Source organism: Paraburkholderia sp. 22099 (assembly GCF_052045835.1).
In the GTDB taxonomy this organism is placed as follows: Bacteria; Pseudomonadota; Gammaproteobacteria; order Burkholderiales; family Burkholderiaceae; genus Paraburkholderia; species Paraburkholderia terricola.
This window is the reverse complement of record NZ_JBQEPU010000027.1, coordinates 29,807-48,981: the sequence shown is the minus strand read 5'-3', so window position 1 is coordinate 48,981 and position 19,175 is coordinate 29,807. Positions and strand designations below refer to the sequence as shown.

General features: G+C 64.7%; 19 protein-coding genes. 9 read left to right on the top strand and 10 right to left on the bottom strand.

Annotated elements, in window-relative coordinates; translation table 11 throughout:
* Positions 1 to 13 precede the first annotated feature (13 nt).
* Positions 14 to 1,204, top strand: coding sequence for a class I SAM-dependent methyltransferase (locus ACTJLC_RS23425; protein ID WP_440845274.1), 1,191 nt, complete (start codon positions 14 to 16; stop codon positions 1,202 to 1,204).
* Between the two features lie 75 nt (positions 1,205 to 1,279).
* Positions 1,280 to 1,435, top strand: coding sequence for a DUF2905 domain-containing protein (locus ACTJLC_RS23420; RefSeq protein ID WP_227470913.1), 156 nt, complete (start codon positions 1,280 to 1,282; stop codon positions 1,433 to 1,435).
* An 830-nt stretch (positions 1,436 to 2,265) separates the two neighbouring features.
* Here the strand turns inward: ACTJLC_RS23420 and ACTJLC_RS23415 are convergent.
* From ACTJLC_RS23415 to ACTJLC_RS23400, 4 genes are all read right to left on the bottom strand, one after another.
* A complete protein-coding gene (locus ACTJLC_RS23415) occupies positions 2,266 to 3,501 on the bottom strand; it encodes a multifunctional CCA addition/repair protein (RefSeq protein ID WP_440845272.1) in 1,236 nt (411 codons plus the stop codon).
* Positions 3,498 to 4,151: a glutathione S-transferase family protein gene (locus tag ACTJLC_RS23410; RefSeq protein ID WP_440845270.1), complete on the bottom strand. Its 654-nt coding sequence runs from the start codon at positions 4,149 to 4,151 to the stop codon at positions 3,498 to 3,500. Before ACTJLC_RS23410 ends, ACTJLC_RS23415 begins: the two co-directional genes overlap by 4 nt.
* Positions 4,152 to 4,188: 37 nt before the next feature.
* Positions 4,189 to 5,142: a complex I NDUFA9 subunit family protein gene (locus ACTJLC_RS23405; RefSeq protein ID WP_073427719.1), complete on the bottom strand. Its 954-nt coding sequence runs from the start codon at positions 5,140 to 5,142 to the stop codon at positions 4,189 to 4,191.
* Positions 5,143 to 5,224: 82 nt separating this feature from the next.
* Complete coding sequence (locus ACTJLC_RS23400) at positions 5,225 to 7,192, bottom strand: lytic transglycosylase domain-containing protein (protein WP_154873717.1); 1,968 nt, start codon at positions 7,190 to 7,192, stop codon at positions 5,225 to 5,227.
* A 77-nt stretch (positions 7,193 to 7,269) separates the two neighbouring features.
* Here ACTJLC_RS23400 and ACTJLC_RS23395 point away from each other — a divergent pair, with 77 nt between their 5' ends.
* The gene (locus tag ACTJLC_RS23395) at positions 7,270 to 7,812 is read left to right on the top strand and encodes a 5-formyltetrahydrofolate cyclo-ligase (RefSeq protein WP_440845267.1); all 543 of its coding nucleotides are present in this window, start codon (positions 7,270 to 7,272) and stop codon (positions 7,810 to 7,812) included.
* A 90-nt stretch (positions 7,813 to 7,902) separates the two neighbouring features.
* On the opposite strand, the gene ACTJLC_RS23390 is transcribed toward ACTJLC_RS23395, so the two are convergent.
* On the bottom strand, positions 7,903 to 8,415 hold the full coding sequence (locus ACTJLC_RS23390; RefSeq protein WP_073427721.1) for a winged helix DNA-binding protein: 513 nt from the start codon (positions 8,413 to 8,415) through the stop codon (positions 7,903 to 7,905).
* Positions 8,416 to 8,618: 203 nt separating this feature from the next.
* Between ACTJLC_RS23390 and pxpB the strand changes: the two genes are divergently transcribed.
* From pxpB to ACTJLC_RS23360, 6 genes are all read left to right on the top strand, one after another.
* Positions 8,619 to 9,272: a 5-oxoprolinase subunit PxpB gene (gene pxpB / locus ACTJLC_RS23385; protein ID WP_114163267.1), complete on the top strand. Its 654-nt coding sequence runs from the start codon at positions 8,619 to 8,621 to the stop codon at positions 9,270 to 9,272.
* Entirely contained in the window at positions 9,269 to 10,321 is a 1,053-nt protein-coding gene (locus ACTJLC_RS23380) for a biotin-dependent carboxyltransferase family protein (RefSeq protein ID WP_114163268.1), read from the top strand. The genes pxpB and ACTJLC_RS23380 overlap by 4 nt, the downstream gene beginning before the upstream one ends.
* A gap of 19 nt (positions 10,322 to 10,340) precedes the next feature.
* Positions 10,341 to 11,093, top strand: a complete 753-nt coding sequence (pxpA, locus tag ACTJLC_RS23375) for a 5-oxoprolinase subunit PxpA (RefSeq protein WP_073427724.1) — start codon at positions 10,341 to 10,343, stop codon at positions 11,091 to 11,093.
* A 294-nt stretch (positions 11,094 to 11,387) separates the two neighbouring features.
* Positions 11,388 to 12,134: a DUF969 domain-containing protein gene (locus tag ACTJLC_RS23370; RefSeq protein ID WP_310126893.1), complete on the top strand. Its 747-nt coding sequence runs from the start codon at positions 11,388 to 11,390 to the stop codon at positions 12,132 to 12,134.
* Entirely contained in the window at positions 12,131 to 13,087 is a 957-nt protein-coding gene (locus tag ACTJLC_RS23365; RefSeq protein ID WP_073427726.1) for a DUF979 domain-containing protein, read from the top strand. The genes ACTJLC_RS23370 and ACTJLC_RS23365 overlap by 4 nt, the downstream gene beginning before the upstream one ends.
* Positions 13,088 to 13,312: 225 nt before the next feature.
* Positions 13,313 to 15,115 carry a tetratricopeptide repeat protein gene (locus ACTJLC_RS23360; protein WP_440845263.1) on the top strand — a complete coding sequence of 601 codons (1,803 nt, stop codon included), beginning with the start codon at positions 13,313 to 13,315 and terminating at the stop codon, positions 15,113 to 15,115.
* Positions 15,116 to 15,211: 96 nt separating this feature from the next.
* Here the strand turns inward: ACTJLC_RS23360 and ACTJLC_RS23355 are convergent, their stop codons facing one another.
* From ACTJLC_RS23355 to ACTJLC_RS23335, 5 genes are all read right to left on the bottom strand, one after another.
* A complete protein-coding gene (locus ACTJLC_RS23355; RefSeq protein ID WP_073427915.1) occupies positions 15,212 to 15,472 on the bottom strand; it encodes a BrnA antitoxin family protein in 261 nt (86 codons plus the stop codon).
* Between the two features lie 46 nt (positions 15,473 to 15,518).
* Complete coding sequence (locus tag ACTJLC_RS23350) at positions 15,519 to 15,824, bottom strand: BrnT family toxin (protein ID WP_440845260.1); 306 nt, start codon at positions 15,822 to 15,824, stop codon at positions 15,519 to 15,521.
* A 186-nt stretch (positions 15,825 to 16,010) separates the two neighbouring features.
* Positions 16,011 to 17,162, bottom strand: coding sequence for a TraB/GumN family protein (locus tag ACTJLC_RS23345; RefSeq protein WP_073427728.1), 1,152 nt, complete (start codon positions 17,160 to 17,162; stop codon positions 16,011 to 16,013).
* On the bottom strand, positions 17,155 to 18,174 hold the full coding sequence (locus tag ACTJLC_RS23340; RefSeq protein ID WP_073427729.1) for a peptide ABC transporter ATP-binding protein: 1,020 nt from the start codon (positions 18,172 to 18,174) through the stop codon (positions 17,155 to 17,157). The genes ACTJLC_RS23345 and ACTJLC_RS23340 overlap by 8 nt, the downstream gene beginning before the upstream one ends.
* Entirely contained in the window at positions 18,171 to 19,175 is a 1,005-nt protein-coding gene (locus tag ACTJLC_RS23335) for an ABC transporter ATP-binding protein (RefSeq protein ID WP_440845258.1), read from the bottom strand. Before ACTJLC_RS23335 ends, ACTJLC_RS23340 begins: the two co-directional genes overlap by 4 nt.

The window sequence follows — 19,175 nt, the reverse complement described above, 5'->3', positions numbered from 1 at the left end:
TTACAATGCGGGGATGAATCCGAAAGCTCACCAACCCGTTAGTTTATCTGCTCCCGGCCCGAGCGCGCTGGCGCAGTCGGAAGCGCTGCTCGCGCGAATCCGCGCGGAGCTCGAAGCCGCTGGCGGCTGGCTGCCGTTCGACCGCTACATGGAACTCGCGCTGTATGCGCCCGGGCTCGGCTATTACAGCGGCGGCGCCCGCAAATTCGGGCTGCGCGGTGACGACGGCAGCGACTTCGTCACCGCGCCCGAACTGTCGCCGCTCTTCGCCGCGACGCTGGCGCGCCCGCTCGCCGAAGCCTTGCAGGCAAGCGGCACGCGCGAGGTGATGGAATTCGGCGCCGGCACCGGCAAACTGGCTGCCGGCTTGCTCAACGCGTTGGACGCGCTGGGCACGCCATTCGAGCGCTATTCGATCGTGGATTTATCGGGTGAATTGCGCGAGCGCCAACGCGAGACGATCGAGGCCGCCGCACCGGCGCTGGCCGCGAAGGTTCGCTGGCTCGATGCGTTGCCGGAGCGATTCGAAGGCGTGGTGATCGGCAACGAGGTGCTGGATGCGATGCCCGTGCGACTCTTCGCATCTGGCGGCGGCGCCTGGTCCGAGCGCGGCGTGGTGTGGCGCGATCAGACCTTGGCGTTCGACGATCGTCCGGTGTCGGCGGCTGCGGACATTGCGCTGCTGTCGGACATCGAAACGGCCGGCGACGATTACGTGACCGAGACGCACGACGCCGCCCGCGCCTTCACGCGAACCATTTGCACGATGCTCGCGCGTGGCGCGGCCTTCTTTATCGACTATGGTTTTCCGCGTCACGAGTACTACCATGCGCAGCGCGCGCAGGGCACGCTGATGTGTCATTACCGGCACCGCGCGCATGGCGATCCGTTCGTTTATCCGGGCTTGCAGGACATGACCGCGCACGTGGAATTTACCGGCATCGCCGAAGCCGGTATCGACGCGGGCGCGGATCTGCTCGGCTTTACGTCGCAAGCGCGGTTCTTGCTGAATGCGGGGATCACCGAGGCGTTATCGGAGATCGATCCTGCGGATACGGCGAGGTTTTTGCCTGCGGCGAATGCGGTGCAGAAGCTGTTATCCGAGGCCGAGATGGGCGAACTGTTCAAGGTGATCGCGTTTTCGCGCGGACTGGATGACACGCTGCGGGCCTTTTCCAATGGCGACCGTTCGCATACGCTGTGATTCATACCCTGTGATTTTTTGCGTTAGGGATTCGCGATGATCCGCTGGTTGTTGACCACCTTCATTGCCGTCGCGGTGTTGTCGGCCTGCTGGCCGTGGCTCAGGAAAATCGGCATTGGGCGGATGCCCGGTGACGTCACATTGCGGATCTTTGGGCGGGAGTATCCGTTTCCGTTTATGTCGACGCTTGTTTTGTCTGTTGTTTTGTCGATTATTGCTCGGGTTTTGTAGATGGGCTTGGGCGTGTGGGGCTGGTTGGTTGTGCTGTTGCTGTTTTGGCCTTTCCTTGTTGTCTTAGTGGTCTATTAGCGTTGCCCCTGTGCGGGGCGGCACCTACTTTCTTTGCCGCCGCAAAGAAAGTAGGCAAAGAAAGCGGCTCACACCGCCAGCTTTGAAGCGGGTCTCCTGGCTTGGAGGGGATCGTGGTGCATCTGGAATCGGTGCCCTTGCACATTCGACGCTTGTGACAAGGCTGTCATACTTCCCGCCTCGCACTGCGTGCTTGCCGGAAGGGTTTACCGGCACACCAGCGGTTTCATTGGGCGCGGCGGGGGCCATCGGCTTCGCCTCGGCGTGGCGCCGAAAACGGGCGGCTGTTTCGAACGTGTCGCTGGTTCCCGGGCGCCGGTTGCGGCTCGCGGCGCCGCGCTAACGGTGCGATCGCGCACCGACGCGCGCAGCAATTCAACGGTGTTCAGTCGAGCGGCAACTCGCGCATGCAGCGCTAACGACATGAAGAAGTACTGCTGACCGCAGAAGCAGCCTGCGATTTGACGAAGCACCGCGACGGCGCGCGCAGCGCCGCCGGAAGAATGACTGCCTTGTCACGGGCGTTGAATGTGCGAGGGCACGGATTCCAGATGCACCACTGCCCCCTCCAAGCCAGGAGACCCGCTTCAGAACTGGCGGTGTGAGCCGCTTTCTTTGCCTACTTTCTTTGCGGCGGCAAAGAAAGTAGGTGCCGCCCCGCACAGGGGCAACGCTAATAGACCACTAAGACAACAAGGAAAGGCCAACAAAGCCAGGAGCACAACCAACCAGCCCGCACGGGCAAAAAAACCTCACCCCCCCATCACCGCCTCAACAGCCCGAACTCTCTCCCGATGCACCGCATCCTTGATGCCAGCAGGCGCATCAGCCATCCGCATAGCAACAGCACCGGCATCCACGCCTCGCGCAGCGACAAGCGCAATCCGCAATCGTTCGGCCTGCGGATACTCGCGCATCTCAAACCCGAGCCGCCCGCGCGCATCGGCCTCGCAGGCCTGCAAGGCCTCGGCGAACCGCGCCGGTTTGCGCAGCGCATCGCTGCGTTCGAGCAACCGCACCAGCGCGGCAGCGCCCATCTCCATCACGCGATGAATGTTGCCGTGCTCGCGAGCCACCAGCAGCGCCAGATCCCGACATTCGTTCGGCACCCGCAGCCGCTCGCATAGAGGCTTCAGCAGATTCACGCTGCGCTCCTCATGCCCGATATGCCGCGGCAGCACATCTATCGGCGTGGTCGCCTTGCCGAGGTCGTGCGTCAACGCGGCAAACCGAACCGTCAATGCATAGCCCTGCTGCGCGGCATGGTCGACCACCATCATCACATGCACGCCCGTATCCACCTCGGGATGATAGTCGGCGCGCTGCGGCACGCCGAACAGCGCGTCGATCTCCGGCAGAATGCGCGCCAATGCGCCGCACTCGCGCAACACCTCGAACATGCGCGAAGGCTTCCTCTCCATCAAGCCGCGCGACACTTCCTGCCAGACGCGCTCGGCCACCAGCGCATCCACCTCGCCCTCGGCGACCATCTTGCGCATCAGCGCCAGCGTTTCCGGCGCGACCGTGAAATCGACGAACCGCGCCGCAAACCGCGCAATCCGCAAAATGCGCACGGGGTCTTCGAGAAACGCCTCGCTGACATGACGGAAGAGCCGCGCCTGCAAATCGCGCTGTCCGTTGAACGGATCGATCACCGGGCCGGTCAACGCCCCATCCGGGCGCACCTCGCGCGCCATCGCGTTGATCGTCAAGTCACGGCGCGCGAGATCCTCTTCCAGCGTGACGTCCGGTGCGTAAAAGACCTGGAAGCCGCGGTAGCCCGCCGCGGTCTTGCGCTCCGTGCGCGCCAGCGCGTACTCCTCGTGCGTCTGCGGATGCAGGAATACCGGAAAATCCTTGCCCACCGGACGGTAGCCCTGCGCCACCATCTGCTCGGGCGTCGCGCCGACCACCACGTAATCACGATCCTGCACCGGCACGCCCAACAACTCGTCGCGGATCGCGCCGCCCACGGCGTAAATGTTCATGGGCATACGTCTTGATAAGGAATGGCGTGCGTTTCACGCAGTGCGTCGTCGATCCAGGCCTTCACGGCGGGCAGGTCCGTAATTCGGCGCACATACGCCGAGGCGGCTTCGGACAACGGCGGCTGCCACGTATTGAAGCGCATCGCCACCGGCGCGTACATGGCGTCGGCAATGCTGAACTCGCCGAACAGGAACGGCCCGCCGTAGGTCTCGAGGCAGCCGGTCCAGATCGCCTCGATGCGCGAGATGTCGGCCAGCACGGCCGGCGTGGCGTTCCTGCCCGGGAACGACGCGCGAATGTTCATCCACATGTTCGAGCGCAATTCGCCGAAACCGGAGTGCATCTCGGCGCTCACGCTGCGCGCGTGGCTGCGCGCCGCCGCATCGCGCGGCCACAGCGCATGCTGCGCAAAGCGTTCGGCCAGCGTCTCGGCGATCGCCAGCGAATCCCACGTGGCCGCACCCTCTTCGTCGATCAGCGTCGGCACCTTGCCCGGACTCGCCGGCGCGTGCGCCAGAATCTCCGACTTCGTGTCGGGCGTGTACAAGTGAATCAACACCTCCTCGAACGGGATGCCGAAATGCTTGAGCAGCAGCCACGGACGCATCGACCACGACGAATAGTTCTTGTCACCGATAATCAGCTTCATGCTTGACTTGAATAGAAGGGTTGGAAATCAACGAGGCTCACCGTCCGGCGCTGGCGCGAAACGTGTCGAAGCGCGAACGCGTCGACGCGCCGGTCAGATACACGGGCGCGATCGATTCGATGCTGGCCGGCTCGATGCCGAGTTCGGGCGCGAGCGGTCCGCTCAACACGTTGTCGACTTTCATCGAATCGAGATTGTCGCGCGAGATCACCGGTTCGCCGGGCGCCATTTCAAACGTCAGCGCTTGCAGGCGCGCCAATGCTTCCGGCAAACGAATGATGCGTGCATGCCGGCCGATCACATCGCCGCAATATTTGACGAGCTCCTCGAGCGAGTAGACGGTCGGGCCGCCCAGTTCGTAAGTATGGCCGCTGGCCGCGTCGAGATCGAGCACGTTGACGATCGCCTTCGCCACGTCGGCGACATAGACCGGCTGGAACTTCGCGTCCGGCATGGCGAGCGGAATCACCGGGAACGTCCGCTGCAAGAACGCGAACTTGTTGAGGAACTGGTCTTCGGGACCGAACAGGACTGACGGACGGAACACCGTCCACGCGAGATTCGCCGCGTGCACCGCCTTCTCGCCATCGCCCTTGGAGCGCGAATACATGCTCGGGCCGTTCGAGTCGGCGCCGAGCGCGCTGATATGAATCAGCCGATGCACGCCTTTGCCCTCGCAGGCCGCGACGATCCTGGTCGGCAGTTCGACATGGATTCGCGCAAACTCGCGGCCATACGGCGTGCCGCGTTTGCCGTTCAGCGTGCCCACCAGATTGATCACACAATCGGCGCCCTCGACGAAGCGCGCGAGCTGTACCGGATCGAACACATCGGCTTCGATCACGTCGATGGGCAGCAGCGTGAGATGACGCGCGTTGTAGCGCCGCCGCGTGGCGATGCGCACGTCCTTGCCCACTTCGACGAGCGCGTTGACGAGATGGCTGCCGATAAAACCGGACCCGCCGATGAGCGCAATGGCTTGATGTCGCATTTTCGACTCCCTGGTGGAAGCCGCGGCAACGGCTGGCGTGGCGCACCGCCGCATCACGATCGACGCGGCGGCGGCACGGCGCTTACGGCGCGATGTAACCCAGACGCGCCTTCAGCGATTGCGGACGGCCTTCGAACAATGCCGCGTAGTAGACCGTGTTGGACAACACGTTCTTGACGTAGTCGCGCGTTTCCTGGAACGGGATCGACTCGGCGAAGATCGCGCCTTCGACCGGACGCTGCAGCGACTGCCGCCAGTTGCGCGGACGGCCCGGCCCGGCGTTATACCCTGCCGTAGCCAGCACGGCGGACCCGTCGAACTGATTGTAGATCATCGACAAGTAGTTCGTGCCAAGCAGGATATTCGTGTTGATGTCGTTCATCTGCTCGCGCGAAATCGGACCGAGGCCGATCTTCTTCGCGACCAGTTGCGCGGTGCCCGGCATCAACTGCATCAAACCGCTCGCGCCGACCTCCGAGCGCGCGTTCATGATGAAGCGCGACTCCTGGCGAATCAGCCCATAGGCCCATTCCACATCCAGCCCGTTCGACTGCGAATCGCGCTCGACGATATCGCGGAACGGCGACAGGTAACGCAGCGAGAAATCGTGCTCGCTCTTCGTGCGGTCCGCCGTGTTGACGGTGCGGTCATATAACTGGATACGGCGGGCGTATTCGGCGGCGGCAAGCAGTTGCCGGTCGCTCATGCCGCGCAACGGCCAGTTCCATTCGCGATTGCCTTCGAGCCGCAGATTCAGCGCATAGAACCGCTGCGCCAGGTCGAAGCCCGGCGTATTGCCGGCTTGCTGGACTTCGGCGTCGCTCACGGTGGTTTTCGCGGGCACGCTGATTTTCTGGCCGAGTTCTTCCGCAGCCAGTTGGCCGTAGAAGTTGAAGCCCTGCGAGATCGACTCGAATTCCTGGTTGGCCGTGGTCGTATCGCCCGCCTGCTTCAGCGCGCGGGCATGCCAATACACCCACGACGGCTGATTGCGCAGCGCCGCCGGCATCTGCTCGATCGACCAGCGCACCATCGTCCAGTCGCCGGCGAGGAGCGCGGTGCGGGTGCGCCATTCGTAGGCCGGGTTCGACAGCGGCGCATTGGCCGACAAGCGGTACCAGTCGACCGCGCCCGGCATCTGCTTCGCGGCGGCCTGATAGGCAATGGTGCCCCAGCCGATCGCGCGTTCAGGCGAGTTGAGCGACGGCGCCACCGAAGCGAACGTGGCCGCGGCCATGGCCGGGTCGTTGCGCGCCATGCGCGTGATCGCGAGCAGCGCCAGCTGATGCGACTTCGGATCAGGGCCCACGCCGCGCGCGAGCAGCAACGGCGGCGTGCTCGTGGCCTGGCCGAACAGCACGGGGTCGGGCGCGTCGTTGCCGAGCGCGTCGAGGAGCTTGCTGCCCGTGTTCGTGTAGTTCTGCTCGTACGCGAGACGGATTTGCTGCCAGATATCGTCGGTGCTGAATTGCTTGTTGACGCCCAGCACGGTGATCAGATCGACGCAGCCGTCGCCGTACCATTTGGGATCGACCAGCAGCGCACGCGCCGCCTCGGCGACGTTTTCACCACGCGACGCACGCGATTCGAGCGCGTAGCACTTCACCTGCGTGTCGTCGTTGAGTACGAAGCGCGCGTATTGCTGGTCGAAGTTGCGCCAGTCGTGACGCGTGCCGAGCACGGTGAGGTAGTCGTTGCGCATGCGGTCGGCAATCGCCTCGCCGTCGTACTTCTGCAGGAACGCGAGCACCGGCGCATCCGGCGCGTCGACCCGCGCGTGGCCGCTCGAATCGAACAACTGCGGCTTGATCTGGAAGTATTCCAGATAGGAAGGCGCCGGATAGTTCGGGATCAGGCTGGCGAGTTGCGCCGCGCGCGCCGCGTCGTTATTGCGCGCGGCCTCGCGAAGCTGGACGAAGGTCTGGTCGTCGCTCGTGAGTTGCGAAAGGGGAATGGGCTTGACGGCTGAGGCCGTGCTGCACGCGACGAGTGCGGCTGCGGCGAGCGCCAGACCGGCCGCGCGATATACTCGGTAAAGGCGTTTTGACATCGTTGTTTCTGGAGCGCGAATTGAACCCAAGCATAGCATGCAACCCCAACGCGGAATCGAAAAAGGCGCTGCGTCGAATGCTATTGGAAGCAAGGCTGCAAGCGGCTTCCGAGCCGGCGCACAATGCCGCGCTCGGCCGGCGCATTCTCGATGCGCTGAAGCATTACAGCGTGAGCAGCGTGGGGTTCTACTGGCCGCTCGCGGGCGAATTCGACGCGCGCGCCGCCATGTCGATCTGGCTCGCGGCAGGCGAGCCACGCGAAGCGAGTTTGCCGATCATCAAGGAGCGCGGCGTGCCGCTCGAGTTCCATGCGTGGACGCCTGATACGCCGATGAAGATCGGTCATCACAGGATCGCCGAGCCAACTTCCGGGCGAGTGGTGATTCCCGAATTGCTGTTCGTACCGTGTGTCGGTTTCGACGCCGAAGGTTATCGGCTCGGCTACGGCGGCGGCTACTACGATCGCACGCTGGCCGCATGGCCGGGCGCAAAGCGGCCGGTCACGGTGGGCATCGCGTATGAAGCGTGCCGCACGCAAGCGCTGCAACGCGAGCAGCACGACATTCCGCTCGACCTGATCGTCACCGAGGCAGGTCTTTATCCGCAGCGGGCGGATTGAGCGTCGGGCGCTCGGCATCGAACGCGTGAACCACGCGTGCTCCGCATCGCGCACCGCACCGCACCGCCGCCCCGAGTCCCGCAAGCCCCGCTATAAAGACGCCGCCGCCCGCGCGGCCGTGTCGTACAGACCCGACGCGTTGCGCATCAACTGCGCCGCCTCGCCGATCTGCTCGTTGGTCAGGCCGCTTTCCTTCAGCGTGGAAATCAGGCAGCTCTCGCGCACCTCGCGATATTTCAGACACAGCGCGCGGCCCGAATCGGTGGCCGAGAAGAACACTTCCTTGCCGGTCTTTTCGCTTTTTACATACCCTCTAGCTACCAGCTTCTTCAACGCGTAGGTGGCGACGTGCGTGTCCTCGATGTTGAGCACGAAGCAGATGTCGGCCAGTTTCTTGCGGCGCTCGCGGTGGCTGACGTGGTGCAGCAGCGAGACTTCGATAGCGGTCATGTCCTTGTCGCCGGCCGCGGACATGCAGCGCACCATCCAGCGGTTGAATGCGTTGCCCGCCATGATGAGCGCGTATTCCAGTTCTGACAGTTCGGCGCTTGTCTCAGACACGAGATGTTCCGAAGAGACGATCTTGGTGGGATGGCGCGACATGGAGATTCTCAGGGAACAGGATGGGAAGGTGTCGCGAGTGTACGACGAGCGATCGATTCATGGGAGCCCTGGCACAAATGCTTATTGAGAAATTGTTGATATTTTATTGATAATGTACGCTCCAAACATCGCGTGCCGCTACCTAACCTGTTTGACAGGGTTCGCTGTGCCGAATCCGCCGACTCGACCAAGGCCGTTAAGCAATGAGCCAACCTAGAATCTTTCCGCTGGGCGATGCCGCGCTTGTCTGCGAGGCGCCGCCGCCCGCGACGCTGGCATGCCAGCGTCGCGTGTGGGCGGCCGCCGAGGCCGCGCGCGACTGGCCGCATGTGCTGGAGGTCGTGCCGGGCATGAACAACCTGACGCTCGTGTTCGATCCGCTCGAAGCGGACCGCGACGCGCTCGTGAACCATTTGCAAGCGGCCTGGAACGCGGCCGGCGACACGCCCGCGATCGGCCGCGAAGTCGAGATCCCCGTGCAATACGGCGGCGAGTTCGGCCCCGATCTGCAGGTGGTCGCCAATCACACGGGCCTAAGCGCGCGCGAGGTCGTGCAGCGACACTCGGACGGCGAGTATGTGGTGTTCTTTCTCGGCTTTCAGCCCGGCTTCGCCTATATGGGCGGACTCGATGAAGCGCTGCACACGCCGCGCCGCGCGTCGCCGCGGCTGGAAGTGCCGGCCGGCTCCGTCGGCATCGGCGGTGAGCAAACCGGCATTTATCCGGCCACCTCGCCGGGCGGCTGGCAACTGATCGGCCGCACCGCAACGCCGCTGTTCGATCCGGCGCGCCGCCCGCCCACGCTGCTGCAACCGGGCGACCGGGTGCGCTTCACCATCGCGGGGATACACGCATGATCGATGTGATTCGCGCGGGTCTGTTGACCACGGTTCAGGATCTCGGCCGTCACGGCTACCGGCATCTCGGTGTCGCGATGGGGGGCGCGCTCGACCGGCTGGCGCTCGAAGTCGGCAACCGGCTGGTCGGCAACCGGCCCGACGCAGCCGGTCTGGAAATCACCTTCGGGCCGACGGTGCTGCGCTTTCTGCGCGCCACGCGAGTGGCCATCACCGGCACCGAATTCGGCGCGACGCTCGACGGCAAGCCCGTCTATTCATGGTGGAGCCTGCCGGTGCGGGCCGGCCAGGAACTGGTGCTGAACGCGGCGCGACGCGGCATGCGCGGCTATGTGTGCATCGCCGGCGGCATCGATGTATTGCCGATGCTCGGCTCGCGCAGCACCGATCTCGCCGGCCATTTCGGCGGACTCGGCGGCCGGGCGTTGCGCGACGGCGACCGCCTGCCGCTCGGCGCGCCGCCGCCGCGCGGCCACGCCGGCTTCTCGCCCGAGGCGCCGGAGTTCGGTGTGAAGGCGCCCGCGTGGTGCAAGTTCGTGCTGGTTCACGAGCCGCTGCGGCGCGGCCGTCATCCGTCGGGGGTGCCGTGGGCCGTGCCGATCCGCGTGCTGCGCGGCCCGGAATACGAGAGCTTCACCGAGGAAGCCCACGAATCCTTCTGGTCCGATGAATGGCTCGTCACGCCGAACAGCAACCGCATGGGCTACCGGCTTGCCGGCACCGAACTGAAGCGCACGCAGAAAGCCGATCTGCTGTCGCACGCGGTGCTGCCGGGCACGATTCAGGTGCCGCCGAACGGCCAGCCGATCGTGCTGATGAGCGACGCGCAAACCACCGGCGGCTATCCGAAGATCGGCGCCGTGATCCAGGCCGATCTCTGGAAGCTCGCCCAGGTTCGCCTGAATGCGGCAGTCCGCTTCATTCCGACCACACCTTACGAGGCGCGCCAGGCGCTACTGGAAGAACGCGCGTATTTGCGGCAGATCGACGCCGCGATCGCCATGCACGAGGAACGCTGCACGCGCCAATTGGCTGTCGCGGCGCTGTGACACTGAGTAGAGGAACACCATGGAAATCGATCTGAACGCCGACCTCGGCGAAGGCTGCGGCTCCGACGAGGCGCTGCTCGACCTCGTCAGTTCCGCGAACATCGCGTGCGGCTGGCATGCGGGCGGCGCCAATGCGATGCGCGATTGCGTGCGTTGGGCGGTGCAAAAAGGCGTCTCGATCGGCGCGCACCCGAGCTTCAACGATCCGGAAAATTTCGGCCGCAAGGAAATGGATCTGCCGGCCAACGAAATCTATGCGGGCGTTCTCTACCAACTCGGCGCGCTGTCGGCGATCGCCCAGGCCGAAGGCGGGCGCATCGCGCACGTCAAGCCGCATGGCGCGCTGTACAACCAGGCCGCGCGCGACGCGCGGATCGCCGACGCGATCGTATCCGCCGTGCACGATTTCGATCCGTCGGTGGCCGTGTTCGCGCTTGCCAGCAGCGGGCTCGTGACGGCCGCGCGCAACGCGGGGCTGACCGCGATCGAAGAAGTCTTCGCCGATCGCGGCTATCGCGCCGACGGCTCGCTGGTGCCGCGCAAGGAGCCCGGCGCGCTGCTCGACGACGAAGACGAGGTGCTCGAACGCACGCTCGCGATGGTGCGCGAGCGCCGCGTGCGGGCCGTCGACGGCCAATGGGTTCCGCTGAACGCGCAAACCATCTGCCTGCACGGCGACGGGCCGCATGCGCTGGCCTTCGCGCGGCGCATCCGCGGCGCGCTGGAACAGGCCGGCATCGAAGTGCACGCGGCCGGCGCCGCGAGCGTCTGAAACCGCGCCGGCCGGCACTCACGAGACGCAGTGAAGCACATCTTGCCAAGCCCTGAACGCCCCGCTCCACGCGGGGCGTTTGCCAGGTGCAGCCAGGTGCATCACGTCTGCCCGGTGCGGGACATATTGCCGTAACCGCTGTCGGTCGCTCAGTCGACGCGGAGACGGCTGCAGGTGTAGTCGAAGCAACGCGGCCATCTAGAGCCGCGGCAACAAGACGACGCATGGATCGCCACGCGCCGTCCCACGTTAGCCGCCACAAGCGGCGAGGTTAAACCCTGTTTGGAGATCCAGATGCAGACAACAGTCAGTCTATGGCCGCTCATTGGCGTGGCCGTCATCATCGTCGGCTTTTTATTACGGTTCAATCCGATGCTGATCGTGGCGGTCGCCGCGATCATCACCGGACTCGCCGCGCACTTCCCACCTGAAAAGATCCTGGCCGAAATCGGCACCGGCTTCATCAAGACGCGCAACATTCCGTTGATCATTCTGTTGCCGCTCGCGGTGATCGGCCTGCTCGAACGGCATGGCCTGCGCGAGCGCGCGCAAGCGTGGATCGGCGGCATCAAGGCGGCCACCGCCGGGCGTCTGCTGATCGTCTATCTGCTCGTGCGCGAACTCACCGCGGCGGTCGGCCTGACCGGTCTCGGCGGTCATCCGCAGATGGTGCGTCCGCTGATCGCGCCGATGGCCGAAGGCGCGACCGAAACCCGCTTCGGCAAGATCAGCGACGCGGTGCGTTTCAAACTGCGCGCGTTCTCCGCGGCGACCGACAACGTGGGCCTCTTCTTCGGCGAGGACATTTTCGTCGCGTTCGGCGCGATCGTGCTGATGACGACCTTCCTGAAGGAAGCGGGCATCATCGTCGAGCCGATTCACGTCGCCGTCTGGGGCATTCCGACCGCGATCTGCGCGTTCCTCATCCACGGTTTCCGCCTGTATCTGCTCGACCGCAAGCTCGAGCGCGAATTGCGCGGCAATGCCGCGAGCGGCAGCACGGTCACGCCGACGCAAACGGCCGCGGGAGATAAAGCATGACGCTCACGATTACCTATCTGTTCTGGCTGCTGGGCGTGGTGCTGCTGATCATCGGCGGCATGATCGTCACGGACAAGGAGCATCCGCGCCGCTTCACCGCCGGCGGTTTCTGGATTCTCTACGCGCTGATTTTCCTGATCGGCGACAAACTGCCGCCCGCCGTGGTCGGCGTGGCGGTGATCGTGATGGCGCTGATCGCCGGCTTCGGCGGCGTGACGGCGGCCAAGCCGAAAACGCTGTCGCTGGAAGCGCGCAAGGCGAGCGCCGCGCGTCTGCGCAACAAGCTGTTCGTGCCCGCGCTGACGATTCCGGTCATCACCGTGATCGTCACGCTGTCGGCGAGTCATCTGGTTTTCGGCGGCCTGCCGCTCATCGAGAAGGCGAACGTCACGCTGATCGGCTTCGGCATCGGCTGCGTGATCGCGCTCGCGATTGCCTGCGTGCTGACGCGCGACACCGTCGGCCAGTCGATGAAGGAAGCGCGCCGGCTCGTCGATGCGTTGTCGTGGGCGGCGGTGCTGCCGCAGATGCTCGGCATGCTCGGCCTCGTGTTCTCGGACGCCGGCGTCGGCAAGGCGGTCGCTCATGTGACCACGGCCTACATCAGCCTCGACTACCGCTTTGTCGCGGTGGCCGTGTACTGCATCGGCATGGCGCTCTTCACGATGGTGATGGGCAACGGCTTCGCCGCGTTCCCGGTGATGACGGGCGGCGTCGGCGTGCCGATCCTGGTGGGCGTGTTCCACGGCAATCCGGCCGTGATGGTCGCAATCGGCATGTTCTCAGGCTACTGCGGCACGCTGATGACGCCGATGGCCGCGAACTTCAACATGGTGCCGGCCGCGCTGCTCGAACTACCGGATAAGAATGCGGTAATCAAGGTGCAGGTGCCCACGGCGCTGACCTTGCTGGTCGTGAATATCTTCCTGTTGAATTTCCTGATGTTCATGTAGGGCTCTTGTAGTCGCATGCGTGAAATACCGGCGTGTCACGGGATCTCTCTGTGACAGGCCGGTGAAAGGGCTTCGTCGCGGGACCTACTATGCGAAAGAGACAACCGAAATAGGATGCGTCCGATCGTCTGTGGATGGACCGAAACATAAGCTGGCGGGCGGTCTCCCATCCACATGCACCGGCGCGCGCAGCGCGCGCCGCCGGCGCCTTCCAGCAGGTCCCTCATGGAACGTCAATCCCACCCCGACGCTGTGCGCACCGATGCGCCATCGCCCTCCCACCTCGCGTCATTGATCGAAGCCGCGCTCGCGGCACACCAGACCGGTCAGCTCGACGCCGCCGAACCGTTTTATCGTGAAGCACTCGCGCTCGATCCGTCCCATGTCGACGCGCTGCACTATTTCGGCGTGCTGCAACGTCAGCGCGGCAATCACGAGGTCGCCGCCCGGTTGATGAACGAGGCGCTCAAGCTCGATCGCACCGACGCCGCATGCTGGAGCAACCGCGGACTCGTGGCCGCCGCCCTCGGCCATCTCGACGAAGCGATGATCTGCTACGACCAGGCGTTGCAGATCCAGCCGGACTTCGCCGACGCTCGCAGCAATTTCGGCGTCGCGCTGCAAGCGCAAGGCTCCTTCGACGAAGCGGTCGAACAATACCGGCTGGCGCTGGCGTCGAACCCCGGCATGGTCGACGCGCATTTGAACCTCGGCACGGTGCTGAGCAAGCTCGCCCGTTACGACGAAGCTCTGGCGTGCTATCGCGACGCCTTGTCGCTCGACCCCGAGTCGGCGGAAGCGCACTTCAATGCGGGCAATGCGCACAACGCACGCGACGACCGCGAAGCGGCCATCGCCAGTTTCGAACAGGCGCTGGCGCTGCGCCCGCATTACGCCGAGGCGCATATCAACCTCGGCAGCCTGATCGGCAAGCTCGGCGACTATGCGGGCGCCGAATCGCACTACCGGCGCGCGGTTGAGTTCAAACCCAACCCGACCAATCTGGTGTGCCTCGGCGGTTCGCTCGGCGCGCAAGGCCGGCTCGATGAAGAAGAAGGCTTCTATCGTCAGGCGCTGCAACTCGCACCCGACCATGCGGACGCGCATCAGAATCTCGCATGGCTGTTGCTCAAGCGAGGCGATTACAAACAAGGCTGGGCCGAATTCGCGCAGCGCTGGCGCAAGCGCGACTATGAAGCGATCGCGATTCCGGGCGTGCCCGAATGGCGCGGCGAGCCGCTCGAGGGGCGTCGTCTGCTGATCGTCGGCGAACAGGGTTTCGGCGATCACTTCCAGTTCCTGCGCTTTGCGCGCGTGCTCGAGCAACTCGGCGCGACTGTCGACATTCGCGTGCGCGAGCCGCTGCTGCCGCTGCTCGAACGCGCACCGGGCGTGCACCGCGCGTTCAGTGGCCAGCCCGAAGAGCCATACGATTTCTGGGTGCCGATGATGAGCGTACCGTCGTGCATCGGCATGGAGTTGTCCGCCATTCCGGCTGAAGTGCCGTACCTGTTCGCCGACAAAGCGAAGACCAAGGCATGGCGCAAGCGGGTCAACGCGGGCGATAAATCGAAACGTAAAGTAGGCCTGGCGTGGGCCGGCAGTTCGACTTTCGGCAACGACCGCTACCGCTCGGCCGAACTGGCGGATCTGAGCGCGCTAAGTTCGCTGAAGAACGTTGCCTGGCACGCGTTGCAAAAAGGCCCGGCGCACGCGCAGTTGGCCGACGCGCCGGCGGCATTCCGCGCTCACGACTTCACCGCCGACCTGCATGACTTCGACGACACCGCCGCGCTCATCATGAATCTCGATCTGGTGATCACCGTGGACACCGCCGTCGCGCATCTCGCGGCGGCGCTCGGCAAGCCGGTGTGGACGCTGCTGCCCGCCAACTCCGACTGGCGCTGGCTCGAGACGCGCAGCGATTCGCCGTGGTATCCCGGCATGAAACTGTTCCGGCAGACGACGTTGGGGGACTGGGCGCCGGTGGTCAAGCAGGTGTCCGAGGAACTCCGCGCGGGCAATTGATCACGCGCAAGTTGCGCCGGAGCCGCATGCTTCGGCGCGGGCGCTCGGGAGGAGCGCCTTCCAGCGATCACTCGCAGACGGGATGCGACGCCGCCCCTACTTGAGGGCGCGCCGCTGATGCGCCAGCATATAGGCGCGCAACAGCTTGTTGATGCGCGTCTGATAGCCCGCACCCTGCTCCTTGAACCAGCTCAGTACGTCCGCATCGAGGCGCATGGTGACGGCCTGCTTCGGCGGCAGATGCAGTTCCGCCTGCTCGAAAAAATCGTCACCCAACTCGGGCACGTCGCTTGTGTCGATATGTGCGTCGTCTGCCTTCGCGAGTCGCTTCCAGTCCGTTCCTGTTGGTTTGCTCATCATTTCCGCCCGTGTTCGTTTTTCGGCGATTGCCGAAGATACCTCGTCAATGCCAGATGCTGCGCTTGTAACGCGTGACTTCGTGTCTCGTGGCCTTGCGCGCCGAGATGATGCGGACCACGTCCATATCGCGCTCGACATACACCACCACACCTACGATAGCCGCCATCCAACCGAGTGCGATCCAGCGGTCCTCACCGTAGTCGTTGCGCTGATCCAATGCGGTGAGCACCGGATGATTGAACACGTTGATGGCGTCTCTGAAGTCGATGCCATGCTTGCGAATGTTGATCTGATTCTTGGCTTCATCCCACTCGACACGCACGCGGCACCCGTATTGACGTTTGTACATACACTATAACACGTACACAGCACTCGGCGGTCCTGGAAGACTGCGAGCGGTACGCGGCGAAAGTGAGCGTCAGACTGGCACGGAGAAGGCCCGTTCCTAACCTGGCCGAACGGGCTATACGGACTCGGAGAAAACCGACCATCGTGCGCGGCGCAAGCATGAGGGAATGTCAGGGACAAACAAACCTCACCCCGCCTCCACCACGAATCCGCGCTGCCGCAAAAGCTGCAGGACACCTTTGCGGCCGCCCAGATGCAGTGTGCCGATCGCCACGAACACCGGTTTGTTGGGCGCGGCGATCAGCAGCATGCGCGACACGAAGCGCCGGTTCCGGTCGTAGACGATCTTGTTGTCGATCGAATCGGAGATGCGCTTGTCGCGCGCCAGTTTCTCCGACTTCGCGGCCTGCCACGCGGCGATCGCATCGGCATCGCCCACGCGCCACAGGCGATGCAAGGTCCGCACGTCCGCGACGTTTTCCGCCGGCGTCTGCGCGAGATCCTGCGCCAGCATTTCGCGCTGCTGCGCGAGCGTGAGGCTCGTAAACGCTCGCATCTGCTGCGGCAAGGTCTCGAGGCCGACGATCTTGCCGCGCGTCTTGAGATACACGTTCTGCAACTGGGCTTCCGTGCCGTATTCGGTTTGCAAACCGGCGCTGAGCGAATCGTAGGTTTCGACGAGCAACGAAGCGAGCCACGGCCGCATCTTCCTGATTTCATCCAGCGCGGCGCGATTGCCGCGCAGACGCCAGGCGAGCTTGTGCCACAACGGTTCGGGTAGCAAGCCGGGCAGACAGTCGCGCCGGCATACGCCGTACTTCGATACGTCGTCTTGCGAAACGAGCAGTTCGTCGGGCGAGAGTTCGAGCGCGAGCGTCGGCGAGGCGGCCAGCGCGCCCATGATCGCCGGGCGGAACGGCTGCTTGACGGGGTAGTCGGCGGGATCGCCCACGTGCAGCGTGCCGAGCACGTAGAGGGTCGTGGCGCCGCGCGTCGCGACGTAGAACGGCATGCGTGCCGGCTGCGTGCGCACCGGGCCGCTCGCGGTGGTGCCCGACGTGGCGGGCGGCGGATTGAAGCCGGGTAAGGTGGCGCGCGGCGGCGCCGGCTGATTGGGCACCGGCAATAAAGGGCGCCCGGCCTGAGCGGGCGTATTGGCGGCGGCGCCCGCGGCATGCGCGACGCCGATCGGCCCCGCGCTCAAATGAAAGATGGAACAAACGCCGAGGAGCGCGGCACCGGTCAGTGCGCGCGCGCCCCAGCGCCGCGCAAAAGCGACGCTACGGCCGCCATCACGCGAGCGGCGCGCAAGACGACGCGCCGCCACCACATCAGGCATCCACGTCCCCCACCTCCTCGGCGCGGTGACACGAGACCTGACGGCCATCCACTTCGCGCAGCTTCGGTTCCTCGCTGCGGCAACGGTCGATCACGTAAGGACAGCGCAGATGGAACGTACAGCCGGACGGCGGATTCAGCGGCGAGGGCATCTCACCCTGCAGCTTGATCTTGATGGTGCGATCCGCCTCGAAGATCGACGGCGTGGCCGACATCAACGCACGCGTATAAGGATGGCGCGGTTTCGAGAAAATCCGCTTCTTGTCGCCGAGCTCCGCCACGCCGCCGAAGTACATCACCATCACGTCGTCGGCGATATGCTCGACCACCGAGAGGTTGTGCGAGATGAACACATAGCTCGTCTTGAACTGCTCCTGCAAATCCATGAACAGATTCAGAATCTGCGCCTGGATCGACACATCGAGCGCGGACACCGGCTCATCGGCAACCACGATCTGCGGATCGAGAATCATCGCGCGCGCAATCGCCACGCGTTGCCGCTGGCCGCCGGAGAACATATGCGGATAGCGCTTCGCATGTTCGGGGCGCAGACCGACGGTGCGCATCATCTGCGCGATCCGCTCGGCGCGTTCTGTGGCGCTCAGTTGCGTGTTGATCGCGAGCGGCTCGCCGAGCGTCTGCTCGACGGTTTTACGCGGATTCAGCGACGCAAACGGATTCTGGAACACCATCTGCACGCGCCGCCGCAGCGCGGCGATCCGCTCGCGATCGGCGCCCGCGACATCTTCACCGTCGATCAGCAGACGGCCGGCGCTGGGCGCCTCGATCATCGTGAGTTGACGCGCGAGCGTGGACTTGCCGCAGCCGGATTCGCCGACCACCGCCAGCGTCTTGCCGCGCTCGAGCGCGAACGAAACGCCGTTGAGCGCCTTCACCGTGCCGTGAGCGAACATGCCGCGCTTGACCGTGTAGTAACGCGCGAGCTTGTCGGCGACCAGCACGTGATCGCCCGCATGGTCCGACTGGCGCCGCGTTTCGAGTACTGCGTTCATCGTGCGCCTCCACGGGTGTGAACGTTGGCGTCGCCGCTCAGGTTCAGGGGTTTGATGCAGCGCACGCGCGCCACTTCGGCGTGACCTTGCATCGGCGCGAGCGCCGGCCGCGCCTTGGTGCAGTCGTCCACCACGTACTTGCAGCGCGGCGCGAACAGACACCCCTTAGGCCGGTCGTCGCGCCCCGGCACCATGCCCGGCAAGGCGGCGAGCCGCACCGCGCCGACGTTGTGCTCGGGAATCGCCGCCAGCAACGCCTCCGTATACGGATGATGCGGCGCGGCGAAGATATCCGGCACGCGATTGGTCTCGATCACTTCGCCAGCGTACATGACCGCGACGCGCTGCGCGACCTCGGACACCACTGCCAGGTCGTGCGAGATCAGCACGAGCGCCATGCCGCGCTCCTTCTGCAGGCGCATCAGCAGTTCCATGATCTGCGCCTGGATGGTCACGTCGAGCGCGGTGGTCGGCTCGTCGGCGATCAGCAGCCTGGGATTGCAGGCGATCGCCATGGCGATCATCACGCGCTGGTTCATGCCGCCCGACATTTGATGCGGAAACGAACCGATGCGGTTCCTCGCGTCCGGAATGCCGACCTGATCGAGCAGTTCCAGCGCGCGCCTGTGCAGTGCGTCGCCGCGCAAGCCTTCGTGCAGCTTCAGCACTTCCTTGATCTGATAGCCGACCGTGTAGCTCGGATTCAGACTGGTGAGCGCGTCCTGGAACACCATCGCGATGTCCTTGCCGATGATCCTGCGGCGTTCCTTCGCCGACGCCGTCAGCAGATTCTTGCCGTTGAAGGTGATCTCATCCGCGGTGACCTTGCCGGGCGCGTCGATCAGGCCCATCAGCGCCATCATCGTGACGCTCTTGCCCGAGCCGGATTCGCCGACCACGCCGACCACTTCGCCCGGCGCGACGTCGAGATTGATTCGATCGACCGCGGGTAGTCCGTTGAAGTTCACCGCCAGATTGCGGATGGTCAATAAACTATCCAT